Raw genomic sequence first — 16733 nt, forward strand, 5'->3', positions numbered from 1 at the left:
CTGTGCATGCTTTTCATGCACGAATTGCACAAGGTGCGCGGCCGCGCCGAGGACGATTTCGAGGCGGCATTCCGCGACGGCTGGATGCGCATACTCGCCGCCGGCGACGATGCCCGGTTGCTGTGGTACGCCAACCAGGCGCACGGCAGCGGACCCGCCTACACCGTCGTCACCGTGACCGCCGTTCGCGACGGCGCGGCGTGGGAGCGGCTGACCCTGCGGGTCCAGAAGGGCGACCTGCAGGGGTGGATGCGCAATCTCGACGAGCTCCGCCACGAGGTCGACGCGAAGCTGCTGGTGCCGGTCCCGTGGTCGCCGCTGCGGGAGGTCGATTTCGACGCGGTGCCCGCCGACGGCCGCGAGCACGAGATGAGCCTCTACATGGAAGACACCATGTGGCCCTACGAAGACAAGTTCGAGGAATACATCGCCCGCTGCGGTGAGGTGTACGCCCGAAGCCTCGAGCAGCCCGAGTCGATGCTGAAGATGCATGCCGCATTTCAGCCCGCCCTCGGCAGCCACGTGCGCCGCGAGGTGATCCTGATGCAGCGCATCAGCCGGCCCGATGCGCTCCTCGACCTGCTCCGCAGCCACATCCCCGCCGAGTACCGCGCCCCGGGAACCTGGATGTACGACGCGCTGGACCTGCGCGACCAGTGGACCAGCCGGCTGTTGCGCACCTCCGAATGGTCACCCCTGTATTGAGCCGGGCATGAACATCGGGACGATCCTCGACGCCGCCGCCGAAGGCGATCCCGCCCGGGCCGCGCTCATCATCGACGGCCGCACCATCGGCTACGGCGAGCTGGCGACGGCGGTGCGGCAGTACGTGGCGGGTCTGGCCGCCCGCGGCGTGGTGGCGGGGCAGCGGGTGGCCGTCGTCGACGGCGGAAGCCTGCTGTCCATCGCGACGTTGCTGGCGGCGCCGCGCCTCGGGGCGGCGGCCGCGCTGATGAACCCGGCGCTGACGCCGCCGGAGCTGCGGGGGCTGCTGAACAACGCCGGCTGCGCCGATGTGGCGGTCGCGGGGGAGCAGTACGTCGACCGGGTCCGCGAGGCGGGCGCGCCCACGGTGTTGACGTACGCCGACCTCGTCGGACGGCCGTCGTCCGCCGATCAGACCGTCGACGTCGACGACCTCGACGACCGGGAAGCGTTGGTCCTGTTCACCAGCGGGACGACGGGACTGCCCAAGGCCGTCGGCATCACCAGCGGACAGCTCACCCGGCGCATCACGGGGATCGCCGCACCGTTCCGCGCGGACGCCGAACCGGCGGTGGGGATGGTATGCGTCCCCTTCTTTCACGTCGGCGGCGCGCTCGGCACGCTCGGCAGCTTGTATTCGGGCAACACCTCCGTGGTGCAACGGCGCTTCGACGCCGGCGAGTGGCTTCGCCTGGTGTCGCGACACCGGGTCGCCGCCACGTTCATGGTGCCGACCATGCTGCAGCGGATCCTCGACCATCCGGACTTCGCGACCACCGATCTGACGTCCCTGGTCGCCATCGCCTACGGGGCCGCCGCCGCGCCAATCAGCTTGGTGCGCAGGGCAATGGCCGCGCTGCCCCATGTGGCGTTTGCCAACGTGTTCGGCCAGACCGAGACCCTGGGCGCGTACACGACCCTGCTGCCCGACGACCACCGCGACCCGGCCCGCGCGGGATCGGTCGGCCGCCCGCTGCCCGGGGTCGAAGTGCGAGTGGTGGACCCGGACACTGGCAGCGACGTCGAGGCGGGAGCGGTCGGCGAGTTGTGGGTGAACACCACCCAGAACGTCACCGAAGGCTGGTTGCGCACCGGCGATCTCGCCCGCCTGGACGCCGACGGCTACATCTTCCCAAGCGGGCGGCTCAGCGACACCATCAACCGCGGGGGAGAGAAATTCGGGCCGGTCGAAGTCGAAGAGGCGTTGCGATCCCATCCCGCGGTAAGCGACGTCGCGGTCGCCGGGATCAGCGACGACGAGCTCGGCCAGCGGGTGGGTGCCGCGGTGGTCGCTTGTGCCGCAGTGACACTCGAGGAACTGCGATCGCACTGCCGCGAGCGGATCGCCTACTTCAAGCTGCCCGAGCGACTGGCGATCGTCGACCAAATTCCCTACAACTCGACCGGCAAGGTCAACCGCCGCCAGCTCGCCGCGCTCATCGCGGATGGCTGAAACCAGGGGGCCCAGATGTTGTTCATGCACGAAACCCACAAAGTGGTCGGCGCACGAGAGCAGGAATTCGAGGCCGCCTACCGCGAGGGCTGGATGCCGACACTGGCCGAAGAAGACGACGCCCGGCTGCTCTGGTACACCAACCACGCACACGGAACCGGCTTGTCCTACAACGTGATCACGATCACGGGCATCACCGACGGCGCCGCGTGGGAGCGCCTTGCGCGGCGCGCCCAGGCCGGGGACCTTCGGCCCTGGATGCGCGAGCTGGACAACCTGCGCCACGAGGTGACGGGCAAGCTGCTGCTCCCGGTCGCCTGGTCACCGCTGCAGACGGTGGACCTGGCGACCGTGCCCACCGACGGCGCGACCCACCCGTTGAGCCTGTTCATGGAGGACACCGGCTGGCCCTATGCGCCCCTGGACGACTACATCCGCTCCTGGGACGAGATCTACTACCGGGTGCTTTCCAAAGCCCCGCGCGGCATGCGGATCCTGGACATCCAGGCGTGCTTTCAGGTCGCGCATGGCAGCTATCGGCGCCGGGAAGCGATGCTGTGGCAGAAGATCGAAGACGCCAACAACTATGCGGCGCTCGTGCACCTGCTGACCACCGAGACGCCGCCCGAACACCGGGCGCCCGGCAGCTACATGCACGAGGCCCTGAAGTATCGGGATCAATGGGAGAGCCGGCTGCTGCGGACGTCGGCCTGGTCGCCGCTGTACTGAGCCAGGCCGGACCTGACCAGGTCGAGGCTCGCGGCCACCAGCTCACCCAGATCGCCCACACAGCCGTTGCGGCCCCAATTCTCAACCGCCACAACAAGAGCCGCGGCCAACACGGAGCCCGCGACCTCGGCGTAGAGATCGATGCCGGCCACCCCCGGGTTGCGGTTCCTGACGAACTCGGTCAACACGCGGGCGAACGACGACTGCACCACCCGCAGGTGGCCCTCGATGCGCTCCGCGCCGATCAGCTCCGTGCGGGCGGTCGCGGCCTGGCGCACCACCTCGATATCGTGCGGGAAGGCGGCCACGCTCGCCAGGACGGCGTCGAACAGCGACTCGGATCGCGGGCGCCGGGCCAGCGCCTCGGCGAGCCATTCCACCTGTGTCTCGTAGTCCTGGAACAGCACCGCTTCCTTGGTCGGGAAATGCCGGAAGAAGGTGCGCTCGGTCACGCCGGCCTCCCGCGCCAGCTCCGTCACCGTGACGTTCGCAAATCCCTTGCGCGCGAAGCACTTAAGGGCGGCCTGACGAAGCGCCTCATGCGTCGACCGGCGGCGCAGCTCGTGACGGTTGGTCGGCGCGGTCATGGTGGACCGATGGTAGCCCAGCCCGCGCGAATCAGTACTGACATCTTCCAATTATGTCAGTACTGACATATTCTTGTCACGACCCAGGGAGGAAGCGATGACGGACTATGACGCGATCGTGGTGGGCGCGGGCCACAACGGGCTGACGGCCGCGGCGATCCTGCAGCGGGCGGGCCTGCGCACGGTGTGCCTGGAGGCCAATACCTACGCCGGGGGCATGGCGGCGACGGTCGAGTTGATCGACGGGTTCCGCTATGAGATAGCGGGTTCGGTGCAATTCCCGACGGCCAGCCAAATCAGCAAGGACCTGGGGCTGGACAGCCTGCCCACCGTGGAGCCCGAGGTGATGTCGACCAACATCGGCGACCACGGCGAGGAGCCGATGATCTTCTACCGCGACCCGATGAAGCTGATGACGCACCTGAGCGAGAAGCACGGGCTCGAGGCCGTCACCGGCATGGCCGAGCTGATCGGCTGGAGCCAGGGTCCCGCAAAGGCCCTGGGCCGCTTCGACGTTCGCACACCCCCCAAGACGCTCGACGAGATGTATGCCTGCGCGGCCAACGAGGCCGAACGCCGGGCGATCCACGAGATGCTGTTCGGCTCGGCGATGGACGTCATCGACCGATACCTGCCCGACAGGGAGAGGCACGCGGTCATGCGCGGGATGCTCGCCTTCCTGGCCGTCAATTCGACCTACCGCGGCCCGTACACGCCGGGCAGCGCCACCTGCCTGGCGTTCGCACTGGCCGTGCCCGACGAGGGCGCCGCGATGATGACCAAGCTCAAGGGCGGGATCGGCGCGCTCACCGAGCACCTGCGCGAGCTCTTCATCGCCCACGGCGGCGAGATCCGGTTCCGCACCAAGGCGGAACAGATTCTCGTCGACCGCGGCGCGGTGACGGGTGTGCGGCTGCGTGACGGGTCGACGCTGTCGGCTCCGATCGTCGTGTCGAACCTGTCGCCGGATGTCACCCTCACCGAGCTCGTCGGGCCCGAACATGTTCCGGCGGAGCTCGTTTCGCGCCTGTCCGGCCGCGATCACCGCGCCTCCTTCGTGCAGATCCACTTCGCGCTGGACGGGCTGCCCCAATTCGCCCCGCCCTACGATTTCTTGAACGAGGCGGGCATGCAGCAGTCTGTCGGCATCTTCGGCGCCCCGGAAGAGCAACAGCTGCACTGGGAAAACTGCCGGCGGGGCATTGTGCCCGACAACCCGTCGATGGGAATGCAGATCCCCTCGGTGCACGATCCCGGCATGGCGCCGCCCGGCAAGCACGCCGCCAGCGCGTTCGCCTACGCCTTCCCCGTCGAAGTCGACCGAGAGCGGCACGGGCACCTCAAAAACGAGATGGCACAACGCGTTATCGACAAGATCACCCGGCTGGCCCCGAACTTCAAGGACATCGTGATCCGCCACATCACGTTCGCGCCGTACCACATGAACACCATGTTCGGCGCGCCCGCCGGCGACTTCTGCCACGGCCTGCTGCACCCCGACCTGATGGGACCCAATCGCCCCGGGCCCAGGGGGTTCCTCGACTTCCCGATCCCGATCGACGGCCTCTACCTCGGCGGCGCGGGATGCCATGGCGGCCCGGGCATTACCTTCACACCGGGCTACAACGCCGGCTATCAGGTCCTCGACGACGCGTCTTGAATCAGGGCTTGCAGGCGGGCTCGAGGGGCAGGACCGGGCCGCCGGATTGCAGGGACAACAGATACAGGTACGTCGCGAGTGAATGCTCGCACGCCACGTTGGACTTGACCAAGACCTTCGGCGGCAGCGGTGTCAGCCGGATCGGAATCAGCTCAACGGGATTGAGCACGTGCTCGTAGTCGATCGGCGGGGGCAGGCCGGTCACGATGTCCAGGCGACTGGCGATCCGATACGAGTTGGTCACCACCTGGTCGAAGGTTTTGGCGAACAGCGAATCCCCGGTGCGCGGGCTGCCATAGGAGTAGACGGCCGGCTGGCTGAAGGCCGTGTTCGCCGCGACGTCGAGGGCAAGCAGCGTGGCGAGAGCTCCGCCCAGGCTGTGCCCGCAGATCGTCACCGAGCTGATCGGGTTGGGAAACGCGAGTTTCGCGAGCGCGGCGACCACGGTCGGCGAATCCGGCTGCACCCCGGTCCGCAGGGACTCGTACATGGCGGTGAAGCCGTCTTCGGTGTGGCCGGCTCCGGCCAGGAACGGGCAAGACACCAGGTCGAACGCGGCGTCGTGGATCCACTCCAAGATTCCCTCGGTGCCCCGAATCGCGATCACCACGTCGCCGGCCTTGTTCACCTGACAGATCAGCCCGATGGAGACCTCGACGTCTGCTGCGCCGGGGTCCATGTCGGTTGCCAAATCGTTGGCGTAGATCGTCGTGACCACGACGTAGTCGATCCCGCCGGCACTCAGCGATTGACCGGCGGCATTCGTCAGGTCACCGGGCGGCGTCGAGTAGGTCGCGTTCACCAGCTGGCCGAATTGTATTGCCCTCGTTAGATCTAACGCCGGCGGCGTCGGCATGGTCAGGCCCCGAACGTCCCGGTGAGCACGGTCCGTGCGGTCGCGGCCTGCGCTATCGCCTGTGCCGCCTGCACGCCGGCCAGCCCCGGCGCGAGCTGGAACGTGGCCGGAAGCTGGTAGAGGCTGAACCGGTAGTGGTGTGTCCCGGTGCCCGCCGGCGGGCACGGTCCCATGTAGGCGGGCTGGCCGCCCGAGTTGGGCACAGCGCTTGCGCCGGCGGGGGTTTGACCATCGGCGGTGCTGCCCGAGCCGGATGGGATGCCGGTCACGATCCAGTGCACGTAGGGTCCGTGCGGCGCGTCGGGATCGTCGACGACCAGGGCGCCCCCCGACGGCGCCGACCACGCCAACGGCGGCGCCGTGTCGGCGCCCTTGCATGTGTATTGCACCGGGATCGGCGCGCCGTCGGCGAACGCGGGACTCGTGATCGTCAGCGCGCCGGCGGGCGGCGCCTGGGGCACGGACCGGCCCACCGTCGTCGGGTGCGGCGCCTGCGGCGTCGTCGTCGGAGTGTCACCGTGCCCGCCGCAGCCGACCAGCATCACCAGAAGTGCCAGGCCCGGGATGGCCAATGCGATTCGGCGCAGGGTGCGAGCCGTCGATTCCATACCAGACAGTGTCGCTAACCGCGGCCCGAGAAGATAGCCACCGGTTACGCGCCGCGCTTCTTGACCTCGAGCACTCGCTTCCGCAGGCCCTCGGTGGCGGTTTCCATCAAGCCCTTCGCCCCCCTCTTGATCAAGAACCCGGGAAGCGGCACGGTCGGGTCGACCGTCAGGTCGAAGCGGAGCCGGGTGGAGTCGCCCTCGGGCGTCAACGTGTAGCGGCCCTCCTGCGCGCGTTGCTGTTTCGCGCTGACCAGCGTCCAGCTCACCCCGTCGTCGTGAACCGTGTAGGCCAGCACCTGCTCGTCGCTGACCCCCACCACCTTGACGACCTGGCGCGATTTGGTCGGCCGGCCCTGGTCGTCCCGCTCGAGGACCTCGACCTTTTGATGGGTCGAGGACCACTCGGGCAACGATTCGAGGTCGAACAAGACGTCCATGATCTCGTCGGGTGTCGCCTTGATGACGACTTCGCGGGAGTCGGAGACAGCCATGCCAAGCAGATAGCCGCGGCCACGCCTGCCGAAACCTACAGATGACGTCCGGGCCGAACCGGCGGTATCGCTACTCGGCGGGCGCGCCGGCATTACCGTCATGGGGTGACCCAAGCGCACCCCGACGGCAAGGCTGGACGTGGATAGCCAAATCGCCGCAGTCGCCACCCGACTCAGCGAGCGGGCCCCCGACATCGCCGCCGCCATATGCGCCGCGCTCGAAGACAACATCGCCGAGCTTCCCTCCGACGACCCCATGGTCCGGTTGCTGCACGGCGCGGTCCAGGATCACATCCGGACGGTCATGGGTGCGCTGCTGCACGACACACCCGCGGAGCAGATCACCGCGCCGGCCGCGTCGATCGACTACGCACTACGCCTCGCCCGGCACAACGTTCCGATCAACGAGTTGCTGCGGGCTCACCGGCTGGGACAACGCCGGATGACGGAACTGGTGGTCGCCGAGCTGCAGGCGTTCGGGCTGGAGCGAACGGCCAGGGTCGCGGCCATCGAGGCGATCACCACGGCGTTGCTGCGGTACGTCGACGCGGTGGAGCTGCAGGCCCTTGCGGCCTACCAGGGCGAGCGCAAGCTGGTGCGGGAGACCCGAAGCGCGGCCCGTGAGATGCACGTCCGGGACCTGCTGGACGATGACACTTCGGTCGATGTCGACGCGGCCTCCACGGCGATCGGCTATCCACTGGGCTGGCAGCACCTGGCGCTCGTGGTGTGGTATCCCGACGGCCAGTCGGCCGGCGACCAGGACGCCCGCCTGCAGCGGTTCGTCGGCGACCTGGCGAAGACTGTCGAGGCTTCGGCGAGCGCACTGTTGACCGCTGCCGAAGCCGGCGCGTGGGCCTGGTTGCCGTACCGCGCACCGCCGGGCGACGTCGTCAACAAGATCCGCGACTATGTCGGCCCGCAACCGGACGCGCCCAACATCGCGATCGGCGCTATGGGCCGCGGCGTCAACGGATTCCGGCGATCCCATCGCCAGGCGCTACGCGCGCGGACGGCCGGGCTTGCCCGCAGCGGCCGCGAGAGGGTGCTGGTCGCCGCGACCGATCCCGGCATCCTCGCGGCGGCGCTGCTGGCCGCGGGTGTCGAGGAGATCCGCGGGTGGGTGGCCGACACCCTGGGCCCGTTGGCGTCCGACACCGACGACGACGCTCGCCTGCGGCACACGCTGCGGGGATTCCTGCGTTCCGGTGTCGTGACGCCCGCCGTCGAGCGGGCGGTCGCCAGGCGCGGGCGACCGATGGACGACCGGGTCGATGTCGAACTCGCGCTGCTTGCCTGCCGGTGGTACGGCGCGGACGTGCTGCAGCCGGGCTGAGCGTCCGTGCATTTCGCCTGGGAACAGCCGGCCGACAACGCCTACCGCTGCCGGCTCCCGTTCTGCGATGTCACGGTCGGGCTGGTGTGTGGCCGTTCGGGGGCGCTGCTGGTCGACACCGGCAGCACGCTCACCGAAGCCGCCGCCATCGACGCCGACGTTCGGCGGCTCGCCGGACGCCCGGTCACGCATATTGTGTTGACCCACAAGCACTTCGATCACGTCTTGGGTTCCTCGATGTTCGCCGGGGCCGAGATCTTCTGCGCGCCAGAGGTTGTCGAACACCTGTCATCGGCCACCGACGAGATTCGCGCCGACGCCCTGCGCCACGGTGCGGACGCGGCCGAAATCGACCGCGCGATCGCGGCGTTGCGAACTCCAGGCCACGGGGTCCACGACGCCGTCATCGACCTCGGGGACTGCCGTGTGACGATCGCCCACCCGGGCCGCGGCCACACGACGTCGGACTTGGTGGTGATCGCGCCCGCAGGTGTCTGCGGCGGGGCCGTAGTGTTCACCGGTGACCTCGTGGAGGAGTCCGCCGATCCCGCGATCGACGCCGATTCCGATGTGGCGGCGTGGCCGGCAACCCTCGACCGGCTGCTCGCGCTCGGCGGACCCGATGCGATCTACGTCCCCGGTCACGGGAAGACCGTCGGCGCGGAGTTCATTCGTCGCCAGCGGGATTGGCTGAAAGATAAGGGAGAGCGGGCTCGGGACCACCCATGATCGACGACCCATGATCGACGATCTGGTTCTTCGCTGGATCGTCACCGGCCTGTCCGCGCTGAGCGCCGCAGCATGGGGGTTCGTGGTCGTCGTCCGGCATCGATCGGTCGACGAGGTGGTCCGATGCGGGTTGCATCTCGTCATGGCGGTCGCGATGGCGGTGATGGCCTGGCCGTGGGGCGCACAGCTGCCGGCGACGGGACCCTCGGTGTTCTTCGCGCTGGCGGCGCTGTGGTTCGTGGCGTCGGCCCTGGTGTCGGCCGAAACGGCCCCACTACGGACGGTGTATGGCTATCACGCCCTGATGATGTTGGCGATGGCCTGGATGTATGCGTTCGTCCATGGGCTGCTGTTGCCGAGCCACTCGTCGGCGCACCCGCACGTGGAGATGGACATGGCTGAGCCGGTCGTGCCGACGGGCGCGGGGTCACCGGGCTGGGTCGCGGCGGTCAACGGGTTCTGGTTCGTCGGGTTCGTGGCATCCGCCGTCTTCTGGACGTCCCGTTTCCGGGCGGAACGGCCGACGGCGGATGGTCGGTGGCGTTCACTCACTGCGCCGGCTCAAGCGACGATGGCCGCCGCGATGTCGATCATGTTCGGCGCCACGCTGTTTCAGGCCTGAGCCGGGTGTCACATCGACATTGCACGAATACCCGTGGGCCCGCCCATAGAGCGCGATGTCAACCGGTGATTGAACCCCGTCGTCCCGGGATAGACTCACGTGCAGCGGAATCGTGCTGAAGAGGAGCGTGACTTCATGGCCATCATCGACGCGGACACCGAGGTTCCCGCACCGTTCGAACAAGAGGTCGCCGCGACCCAGCGATACTTCGACGACCCGCGCTTCGCCGGGATCATCCGCCTCTACACGGCACGCCAGGTGGCGGAGCAGCGCGGCACGATACCCACCGACTACACCGTGGCGCGCGAGGCGGCGGCGGCCTTCTACAAGCGCCTTCGCGAGCTGTTCGCCGCCAAGAAGAGCATCACGACGTTCGGGCCCTACTCGCCCGGGCAGGCGGTGAGCATGAAGCGGATGGGCATCGAGGGGATCTACCTCGGTGGCTGGGCAACCTCCGCCAAGGGTTCGACCACCGAGGACCCGGGTCCGGATCTTGCCAGCTACCCCCTGAGCCAGGTTCCCGACGACGCCGCGGTCCTGGTGCGCGCGCTTCTGACCGCCGACCGCAACCAGCAGTACCAACGCCTGCAGATGAACGACCAGCAGCGCGCCGCGGCCAAGGAATACGACTTCCGGCCGTTCATCATCGCCGACGCCGACACCGGACACGGCGGCGACCCGCACGTGCGCAACCTGATCCGCCGCTTCGTCGAGGTCGGTGTGCCGGGGTACCACATCGAGGACCAGCGGCCGGGCACCAAGAAGTGCGGCCACCAGGGCGGCAAGGTGCTGGTTCCGTCGGACGAACAGATCAAGCGGCTCAACGCCGCCCGTTTCCAGCTCGACGTCATGCGGGTGCCGGGGATCATCGTCGCCCGCACCGACGCGGAGGCGGCCAACCTGATCGACAGCCGCGCCGACGAGCGCGACCAGCCGTTCCTGCTCGGTGCCACCAACCTCAACATCCCGTCGTACAAGTCCTGCTTCCTGGCGCTGATGCGGCGCTTCTACGAGCTGGGCGTCAAGGAACTCAACGGTCACCTGCTCTACGCGATGTCCGACTCCGAGTACGCGGGCGCCACGGCCTGGCTCGAGCGCCAGGGCATCCAGGGGCTGATCTCCGACGCCATCAACGCCTGGCGGGAGGACGGGCAACACTCGATCGACGATCTCTTCGACCAGGTCGAGTCGCGGTTCGTGGCCGCCTGGGAGGACGACGCCGGGCTGATGACCTACGGCGAGGCCGTGGCCGAGGTGCTCGAGTTCGGCGAGAGCGAGGACGAGCCGGCCGGCATGAGCCCCGACGAGTGGCGCCGGTTCGCCCAGCGCGCCTCGCTCTACGAGGCCAAGGAGAAGGCGAAGGAGCTGGGCGTCGACTCGCCCTGGGACTGCGAGCTGGCCAAGACGCCCGAGGGTTACTACCAGATCCGCGGGGGCATACCGTACGCGATCGCCAAGTCGCTGGCCGCGGCGCCGTTCGCCGACATCCTCTGGATGGAGACCAAGACCGCGGATCTCGCCGACGCCAAGCAATTCGCCGACGCCATCCACGCCGAATTCCCCGACCAGATGCTGGCCTACAACCTCTCGCCGTCGTTCAACTGGGACACCACCGGCATGACCGACGAGGAGATGAAGCGCTTCCCCGAAGAGCTCGGCAAGATGGGCTTCGTCTTCAACTTCATCACCTACGGCGGGCACCAGATCGACGGCGTCGCCGCCGAGGAGTTCGCCACCGCGCTGCGGCAGGACGGCATGCTGGCGCTGGCTCGTCTGCAGCGCAAGATGCGTCTGGTCGAGTCTCCCTACCGCACGCCGCAGACCCTGGTCGGTGGTCCGCGCAGCGACGCCGCGCTGGCCGCGTCCTCGGGCCGCACGGCGACCACCAAGGCCATGGGCAAGGGGTCGACCCAGCACCAGCATCTGGTGCAGACCGAGGTGCCGAAGAAGCTGCTGGAGGAGTGGCTGGCGCTGTGGAGCGACCACTACCAGCTCGGCGAGAAGCTGCGCGTGCAGTTGCGACCCCGGCGCGCCGGCTCGGATGTACTAGTGCTCGGGATCTACGGCGAGGGGGACGAGCAGCTCGCCAACGTCGTGTTCGATCCCATCAAGGACCGCCACGGCCGCAGCATCCTGACCGTGCGCGACCAGAACACCTTCGCCGAGAAGCTGCGCAAGAAGCGGCTGATGACTTTGATCCACCTGTGGCTGGTCCACCGCTTCAAGGCCGACGCGGTGTACTACGTCACGCCCACCGAGGACAACCAGTATCAGACCTCGAAGATGAAGTCCCACGGCATCTTCAGCGAGGTCAACCAGGAGGTCGGCGAGATCATCGTCGCCGAGGTCAACCGCCCACGCATCGAGGAGCTGCTCACCCCCGACCGCGTCGCGCTGCGGAAGCTGATCACCAAGGAAGGCTAGGCGGGCCTCGCGCGCCGGCGCCCATCGACTTCCGGGCTGTTCACCGGCTGCATGTGCGCCGCGACCTGATCCTGGGGGTCGAGATCGACGCTAGCGTGCATGTCACTCGCACTTTTCCGCGCCAGCGTCGATCTCGACGAAAACTCACCGGTGCCCGCCCAGCCCCCTCGGTCCTCCAATCCTGTTTGCGCCTGTTTGCACTCCGGCATCCGGGGTACTGAGAGGTGGATACATGTGGCGCGAGCGGAGAGTGGGGAATCTGATGAGATCCGAGGCCAGGACTGCTGTCGCGCTCTTCGGCGGCGCCGCCGCGCTCGTCCTCGCGGTCGGCTGCGGGGGTGGCGGTAACAAGGGTCCGAGCAGTAGCACGACGCCGACGACGACCCCGTCGTCCAGCGCGGCGCCCACCCCATCCACCACACCGGGCACCGGCGGTCCCGGCGGCGGAGGCGGCACCGTTCCCGGTGGCCCCACCGGTAGTGGCGGCCCCGGCGGCGGAGGCGGCAACATCCCGGGCGGCCCCACCGGTGGCGGTGGGCCGGGTGGCGGAGGCGGCAACATCCCGGGCGGCCCCACGGGTGGCGGCGGGCCCGGCGGTGGCGGCGGCACCATTCCCGGCGTCGGCGGTGGCGGCGGCGGACCCGGCGGTGGCGGCGGTTGCGTCGGCAACGTCTGCGGCGGATATCCGTGATCGGCTGCCGCTTTTGAGCGCGCGGTCACGCACCGGCAGCGGTGGCCTAGGGACGATCGCGGCATTCGGGTTATTGTTCGAGCAACTCGAATGCAAAGGGATTTCGATGGCCAAGCTCAGGTTCGGTTATTTCATCGCCCCATTCCATCGTGCGGGCACAAACCCGACGCTCGCGTTGCAGCGTGACCTCGAGTTCATCGAGCATCTCGACGCCCTCGGCTTCGACGAGGTGTGGTTGGGCGAGCACCATTCGGCCGGCAGCGAGATCATCAGCTCACCGGAGATCTTCATCGCCGCCGCCGCCGAGCGCGCCAAGCGGATTCGCTTTGGCACCGGGGTCATTTCGCTCGCGTACCACAACCCGCTTTGGGTCGCCGACCGCCTGATGCTGCTCGATCACCTCACCCACGGCCGCGTGATCGGCGGGGTGGGACCGGGCTCGCTGCCCACCGACTCCGCGATGATCGGGCTGAACCCCACCGACACCCGCGAGCTTCTCGAAACCAACCTCGACATCGTCGTCCGGTTGCTGGCGGGCGAGACGGTGAGCGCCAAAACCGCCACCCACCAGCTTTTCGACGCCAAGTTGCAGCTGGCGCCGTACTCCGACGGCGGGATCCCGCTGGCGGTGGCGGCGGTCGCGTCACCGACGGGGGCGAGGCTGGCCGGCAAGCACGGCATCGGGCTGCTCTCCATCGGGGCGACGCTGACAATCGAGGGCTTCAACGCGCTTTCGTATCACTGGGGCATCGTCGAGGAGCGCGCCGCGGCCTTCGGCACGCAGGTCGACCGCAGGAACTGGAGCCTGGTCGGGCCGATGCACATCGCCGAGACCGACGAACAGGCCCGCGCCGACGTGAAATTCGGCATCGAGTCGTGGTTCAACTACTTCCAGAAGGTCGCCGCCTTCCCGCAGATGACGATGCCGGGGGAGCAGCTCGACGAGATGATCGACATCATCAACGACAACGGCGCGGGCGTCATCGGCACGCCCGAGCGGGCGCGGGAGCAGGTGCAGCGGCTGTGGGACCAGTCCGGCGGCTTCGGCTGCATGCTGCAGATGGGCCACGAGTGGGCCAACCCGGCGGCAACCAAACGCTCCGCCGAATTGTTCGCCGCCGAGGTCATGCCGCACTTCCAGGGTCTAGCGCAGCCGACGCTGGATGCCGCGGCGCGCGCCGGCCAGGTGCGCGAGGGCCTCGCGCAGTCGCAGCTGCAGGCCGTCGAGCACATGGCGAAGAAGTACCAGGACGAGGTCAATTCGAAGTAGCGGCGGCGAATAAAGCTCACTCCGTGGCGTCGGTCTCTGCTGCCGCATAGCTACTTCAATGTTGCGGATTTCAGCCTGGGATGAGAAGGCCGCCCAAATTAACGGGGTTTAGCCCTCGCAGGCGAGGCCGTCATTGTCACGGTCCAGCCCGGGCCGGTAGTCGGGATCACCCTTCGGGATGTTGTATCGGCCATCGCGGTGCGCCTCCGTGCAGTTCCGGTACGGCCCGCTAGCGGTTGCCATGGGAGCGTTAACCGTGGCCCCAGTGATAATCCCTGCTGCAGCGGTGGTTATGACTAGTGCGCGAATCACGATGCTATTCAACCCTTCTCATGATGATCTCGCTGTGAGGTCGCTGAAAGGTATCGCGCCCTCGCTTCGCTTGCGGTCGTTTGTTGTGCGGTTCATAGACGACTCATCTATCGGCTTGACGCGCTTCTTTTTGGTCGCACATGATCCACCGGACCTACGCCCGGCAGTTCGAGTCATTCGGTAGCCGTAGCCCACCGGTTCCTGCCGTCCTTCGCCAGGCCGCAGAGCATCGGCTCGTCGGCTAGACGAGACCGCTGTCGCGCCGGGAGCACCGCAGAATTGGCCTTAACGCGGAGCGCGGCGCGAATCCGCGTCGGCACCGGTCCGGGCGGCGAGAGTAAACACGCGTGATTTCATATGCGGGCGATAGGCGATTCCCAGCTGATAGCTAGCGACATAGCGCAAACCTGAAGCATGAACAACACCGCTGGCCACCAGCCCCATGGAACCCACGCAGCCGGCGCGCGACGCCGGCAATTACGAATGATGCAACTGTTTTTCGCCGGGGCCGCGGCGATCGCGATGCTCGCGGTGTTCGATGCCGCCCGACCCGATGCAACCAACACCATGCTCGGATCAGTCCGCTTGACGGAGATGGCCGTTGGCTTACCGGCGCCGGCCAGCGGTCCGGCTGGCCTGCAATTCCAGCAGACGCCACCGAACGTGTCCGGCGGGGGAGGCTTCGCCGCCGACGACACCGACGACCAGGCCCAACAGCAGGAGCAACTGGCCCTGCAGCAGATGCAGCAGGCCGAACAGGAGGCCGAGCAGCAAAACGAACAGGCCGAGCAGCAGTTTGAGCAAGGCATGCAGCAGGCTCAACTGGACGAGCAGCAGGCTAACAACCCGTAAGCCGGTGTCCAGCGCTTGATTCGGCCATCGCGCGCCGTTGGGGCAACCAGCAGTAGCAGAATCAAGGCATGCACGGGCGATCAGATGATGCCGCCGATCCATTCATCGATCTGCTGGCCGATCAGCGTTCGTTCTACCGGGCATGGGCTCCGCAATACGATGAGTGGTGGCAACGCCGTGGCCGCTACGATCACGGCCCGGACGATACCGCGGAGTGGGACCGGCAGATCCAACAGGTGACGCACGCGGTTGACACGTTTGGTCCGGTCGGGGACGTCCTTGAGCTGGCGGGCGGTACCGGGTGGTGGAGTCAGCACCTTGCCCGAAACTGCCAGCACGCTCACCGTGCTCGACTCGTCAAGCGAGGCCCTGCGTCTCAATCGGCAGCGGGTTGGCCGGTCCGATGTGACCTATGTGGTTGCCGACGTCTTCGAGTGGCGTCCGGACCGCGGCTACGACATGGTGTTCTTCTCATTCTGGCTATCGCACGTGCCTCGGCGTCTGTTCGAGGAGTTCTGGAAGCTCGTGGGCTCGTGCTTGCGGCCCGGTGGACGGGCGTTTCTGATCGACAACCGTCGAAACCCCACCCGCACAACGCAAGACCTATGTGATCGACGAGGTCGATGATGTCCAGAAACGCGGGCTGAATGATGGATCCGAGCATCGAGTCGTCAAGGTGTTCTATGAACCCGCCGAACTCGCCGGGCAGCTACAAAGATTGGGTTGGGTCGCAAATTTGGCTGGGACCTCACGATTGATCTACGGATCCGCCTCACCGCTGCGCTGCATCCACCAGAGCGAAACGCCCTGAGCGGCAACGACAAACGCTACCGCCCGCCGCTCGACTCGCGCTCGGCCGCCTTCACCAGGCGACCCGCAAAAAACCGGACCGCCCCGCCCATCGCGGCGCGCATCAACGGACCCGTCCCGCGAACTCCCTCGACAAACGAGCCCGTCCAGCGAATGTCGGTGCCGCCGAACGCCGTCGGCGTGAACACCACCTCGCCGAAGTAGTCCTTGGCCGGGGAGGGAGGTCCGACCAATTTGTACGCGTGCCGGCGATCCTGCTCGTACTCGACCGTCTCTTCCTGTACCAGCATCGGCCACATCCCGACCTTGCGGATGGCTCCGACACCGCCGGGCGGGGGATCGCCTTGGCGCGCCCAGCTCGAATGCAGCACGATCGGCTTGGCCCAGCTCGACCAATTGGCCCCATCCGCCACGAGCCGGAACAGCGTCGCCGGCGGCGCGCTACTGGTCTTGTTGACCTCGAAGGAAAACTTCCGACCCGCCATGCCCGACTCCCCGGTGATAAAGCTGAATGACCTTGAATGGATTGGGCGTACCTTACCGTTCGAGCCGCGCAGCGACGAGGCCAGGCGCATACTCACCCTGTGAGCCAGCCGAT

General features: G+C 67.6%; 20 protein-coding genes. 13 read left to right on the plus strand and 7 right to left on the minus strand.

The features are described 5' to 3' along the window. Window positions 1–6 precede the first annotated feature (6 nt). From OQ968_RS09155 to OQ968_RS09165, 3 genes are read left to right on the plus strand one after another with little or no spacing between them, the layout of a single operon-like run. On the plus strand, window positions 7–705 hold the full coding sequence (locus tag OQ968_RS09155) for a hypothetical protein (RefSeq protein WP_324676894.1): 699 nt from the start codon (window positions 7–9) through the stop codon (window positions 703–705). A gap of 7 nt (window positions 706–712) precedes the next feature. Further along, on the plus strand, window positions 713–2158 hold the full coding sequence (locus tag OQ968_RS09160) for a class I adenylate-forming enzyme family protein (protein WP_324676896.1): 1446 nt from the start codon (window positions 713–715) through the stop codon (window positions 2156–2158). A 15-nt stretch (window positions 2159–2173) separates the two neighbouring features. Further along, window positions 2174–2887 carry a hypothetical protein gene (locus tag OQ968_RS09165; RefSeq protein WP_324676898.1) on the plus strand — a complete coding sequence of 238 codons (714 nt, stop codon included), beginning with the start codon at window positions 2174–2176 and terminating at the stop codon, window positions 2885–2887. Here OQ968_RS09165 and OQ968_RS09170 read toward each other — a convergent pair. Continuing rightward, window positions 2836–3474 carry a TetR/AcrR family transcriptional regulator gene (locus OQ968_RS09170; RefSeq protein ID WP_324676900.1) on the minus strand — a complete coding sequence of 213 codons (639 nt, stop codon included), beginning with the start codon at window positions 3472–3474 and terminating at the stop codon, window positions 2836–2838. The genes OQ968_RS09165 and OQ968_RS09170 overlap by 52 nt on opposite strands. A 97-nt stretch (window positions 3475–3571) precedes the next feature. On the opposite strand from OQ968_RS09170, the gene OQ968_RS09175 reads away from it, so the two are divergent. Further along, complete coding sequence (locus OQ968_RS09175) at window positions 3572–5134, plus strand: NAD(P)/FAD-dependent oxidoreductase (protein ID WP_324676902.1); 1563 nt, start codon at window positions 3572–3574, stop codon at window positions 5132–5134. A 1-nt stretch (window position 5135) separates the two neighbouring features. Here OQ968_RS09175 and OQ968_RS09180 read toward each other — a convergent pair whose 3' ends face one another. Genes OQ968_RS09180 through OQ968_RS09190 form a run of 3 tightly spaced genes read right to left on the minus strand, consistent with a single transcriptional unit; the run spans window position 5136 to window position 7089 of the window. Then, window positions 5136–5936: a lipase family protein gene (locus OQ968_RS09180; RefSeq protein ID WP_324676904.1), complete on the minus strand. Its 801-nt coding sequence runs from the start codon at window positions 5934–5936 to the stop codon at window positions 5136–5138. A 56-nt stretch (window positions 5937–5992) separates the two neighbouring features. Beyond that, on the minus strand, window positions 5993–6598 hold the full coding sequence (locus OQ968_RS09185) for a YbhB/YbcL family Raf kinase inhibitor-like protein (protein ID WP_324676906.1): 606 nt from the start codon (window positions 6596–6598) through the stop codon (window positions 5993–5995). 44 nt (window positions 6599–6642) lie between these two features. Beyond that, window positions 6643–7089, minus strand: coding sequence for an SRPBCC family protein (locus OQ968_RS09190; RefSeq protein ID WP_324676908.1), 447 nt, complete (start codon window positions 7087–7089; stop codon window positions 6643–6645). A gap of 139 nt (window positions 7090–7228) precedes the next feature. Here OQ968_RS09190 and OQ968_RS09195 point away from each other — a divergent pair, with 139 nt between their 5' ends. The 6 genes from OQ968_RS09195 to OQ968_RS09220 all read left to right on the plus strand — a co-directional run bounded on the left by OQ968_RS09195 (window position 7229) and on the right by OQ968_RS09220 (window position 14161). After that, a complete protein-coding gene (locus tag OQ968_RS09195; RefSeq protein ID WP_324676910.1) occupies window positions 7229–8425 on the plus strand; it encodes a PucR family transcriptional regulator in 1197 nt (398 codons plus the stop codon). A gap of 6 nt (window positions 8426–8431) precedes the next feature. After that, a complete protein-coding gene (locus OQ968_RS09200; protein ID WP_324676912.1) occupies window positions 8432–9154 on the plus strand; it encodes an MBL fold metallo-hydrolase in 723 nt (240 codons plus the stop codon). 10 nt (window positions 9155–9164) lie between these two features. Continuing rightward, on the plus strand, window positions 9165–9776 hold the full coding sequence (locus tag OQ968_RS09205) for a DUF5134 domain-containing protein (protein ID WP_324676914.1): 612 nt from the start codon (window positions 9165–9167) through the stop codon (window positions 9774–9776). 135 nt (window positions 9777–9911) lie between these two features. Beyond that, window positions 9912–12200, plus strand: a complete 2289-nt coding sequence (aceA, locus tag OQ968_RS09210) for an isocitrate lyase ICL2 (RefSeq protein ID WP_324676916.1) — start codon at window positions 9912–9914, stop codon at window positions 12198–12200. Between the two features lie 262 nt (window positions 12201–12462). Beyond that, entirely contained in the window at window positions 12463–12891 is a 429-nt protein-coding gene (locus tag OQ968_RS09215) for a hypothetical protein (protein WP_324676918.1), read from the plus strand. Between the two features lie 106 nt (window positions 12892–12997). Continuing rightward, window positions 12998–14161 (plus strand): LLM class flavin-dependent oxidoreductase, encoded by a 1164-nt coding sequence (locus OQ968_RS09220; protein ID WP_324676920.1) that lies wholly within the window; start codon window positions 12998–13000, stop codon window positions 14159–14161. Window positions 14162–14269: 108 nt separating this feature from the next. On the opposite strand, the gene OQ968_RS09225 is transcribed toward OQ968_RS09220, so the two are convergent. Next, window positions 14270–14473 (minus strand): excalibur calcium-binding domain-containing protein, encoded by a 204-nt coding sequence (locus OQ968_RS09225; protein WP_420715878.1) that lies wholly within the window; start codon window positions 14471–14473, stop codon window positions 14270–14272. Window positions 14474–14887: 414 nt separating this feature from the next. Here OQ968_RS09225 and OQ968_RS09230 point away from each other — a divergent pair, with 414 nt between their 5' ends. Further along, window positions 14888–15325 carry a hypothetical protein gene (locus OQ968_RS09230; RefSeq protein ID WP_324676922.1) on the plus strand — a complete coding sequence of 146 codons (438 nt, stop codon included), beginning with the start codon at window positions 14888–14890 and terminating at the stop codon, window positions 15323–15325. Between the two features lie 80 nt (window positions 15326–15405). On the opposite strand, the gene OQ968_RS09235 is transcribed toward OQ968_RS09230, so the two are convergent. Then, a complete protein-coding gene (locus OQ968_RS09235; RefSeq protein ID WP_324676924.1) occupies window positions 15406–15669 on the minus strand; it encodes a hypothetical protein in 264 nt (87 codons plus the stop codon). Window position 15670: 1 nt separating this feature from the next. On the opposite strand from OQ968_RS09235, the gene OQ968_RS24885 reads away from it, so the two are divergent. Further along, complete coding sequence (locus OQ968_RS24885; protein ID WP_420715864.1) at window positions 15671–15952, plus strand: class I SAM-dependent methyltransferase; 282 nt, start codon at window positions 15671–15673, stop codon at window positions 15950–15952. Then, complete coding sequence (locus tag OQ968_RS09240) at window positions 15933–16136, plus strand: hypothetical protein (protein WP_324676926.1); 204 nt, start codon at window positions 15933–15935, stop codon at window positions 16134–16136. Before OQ968_RS24885 ends, OQ968_RS09240 begins: the two co-directional genes overlap by 20 nt. Before the next feature lie 16 nt (window positions 16137–16152). Here OQ968_RS09240 and OQ968_RS09245 read toward each other — a convergent pair whose 3' ends face one another. Beyond that, window positions 16153–16620 (minus strand): SRPBCC family protein, encoded by a 468-nt coding sequence (locus OQ968_RS09245; protein WP_324676928.1) that lies wholly within the window; start codon window positions 16618–16620, stop codon window positions 16153–16155. Window positions 16621–16733 lie beyond the last annotated feature (113 nt).

Source organism: Mycobacterium sp. 663a-19, from assembly GCF_035616495.1.
In the GTDB taxonomy this organism is placed as follows: Bacteria; Actinomycetota; Actinomycetes; order Mycobacteriales; family Mycobacteriaceae; genus Mycobacterium.

Excerpts from the sequence above, each read along its gene's own strand:
- OQ968_RS09155 (WP_324676894.1), top strand. The coding sequence starts at position 7 with ATGCTTTTCATGCACGAATTGCACAAGGTGCGCGGCCGCGCCGAGGAC.
- OQ968_RS09160 (WP_324676896.1), top strand. The coding sequence starts at position 713 with ATGAACATCGGGACGATCCTCGACGCCGCCGCCGAAGGCGATCCCGCC.
- OQ968_RS09165 (WP_324676898.1), top strand. The coding sequence starts at position 2,174 with ATGTTGTTCATGCACGAAACCCACAAAGTGGTCGGCGCACGAGAGCAG.
- OQ968_RS09170 (WP_324676900.1), bottom strand. The coding sequence starts at position 3,474 with ATGACCGCGCCGACCAACCGTCACGAGCTGCGCCGCCGGTCGACGCAT.
- OQ968_RS09175 (WP_324676902.1), top strand. The coding sequence starts at position 3,572 with ATGACGGACTATGACGCGATCGTGGTGGGCGCGGGCCACAACGGGCTG.
- OQ968_RS09185 (WP_324676906.1), bottom strand. The coding sequence starts at position 6,598 with ATGGAATCGACGGCTCGCACCCTGCGCCGAATCGCATTGGCCATCCCG.
- OQ968_RS09190 (WP_324676908.1), bottom strand. The coding sequence starts at position 7,089 with ATGGCTGTCTCCGACTCCCGCGAAGTCGTCATCAAGGCGACACCCGAC.
- OQ968_RS09205 (WP_324676914.1), top strand. The coding sequence starts at position 9,165 with ATGATCGACGATCTGGTTCTTCGCTGGATCGTCACCGGCCTGTCCGCG.
- aceA (WP_324676916.1), top strand. The coding sequence starts at position 9,912 with ATGGCCATCATCGACGCGGACACCGAGGTTCCCGCACCGTTCGAACAA.
- OQ968_RS09215 (WP_324676918.1), top strand. The coding sequence starts at position 12,463 with ATGAGATCCGAGGCCAGGACTGCTGTCGCGCTCTTCGGCGGCGCCGCC.
- OQ968_RS09220 (WP_324676920.1), top strand. The coding sequence starts at position 12,998 with ATGGCCAAGCTCAGGTTCGGTTATTTCATCGCCCCATTCCATCGTGCG.
- OQ968_RS09230 (WP_324676922.1), top strand. The coding sequence starts at position 14,888 with ATGAACAACACCGCTGGCCACCAGCCCCATGGAACCCACGCAGCCGGC.
- OQ968_RS09245 (WP_324676928.1), bottom strand. The coding sequence starts at position 16,620 with ATGGCGGGTCGGAAGTTTTCCTTCGAGGTCAACAAGACCAGTAGCGCG.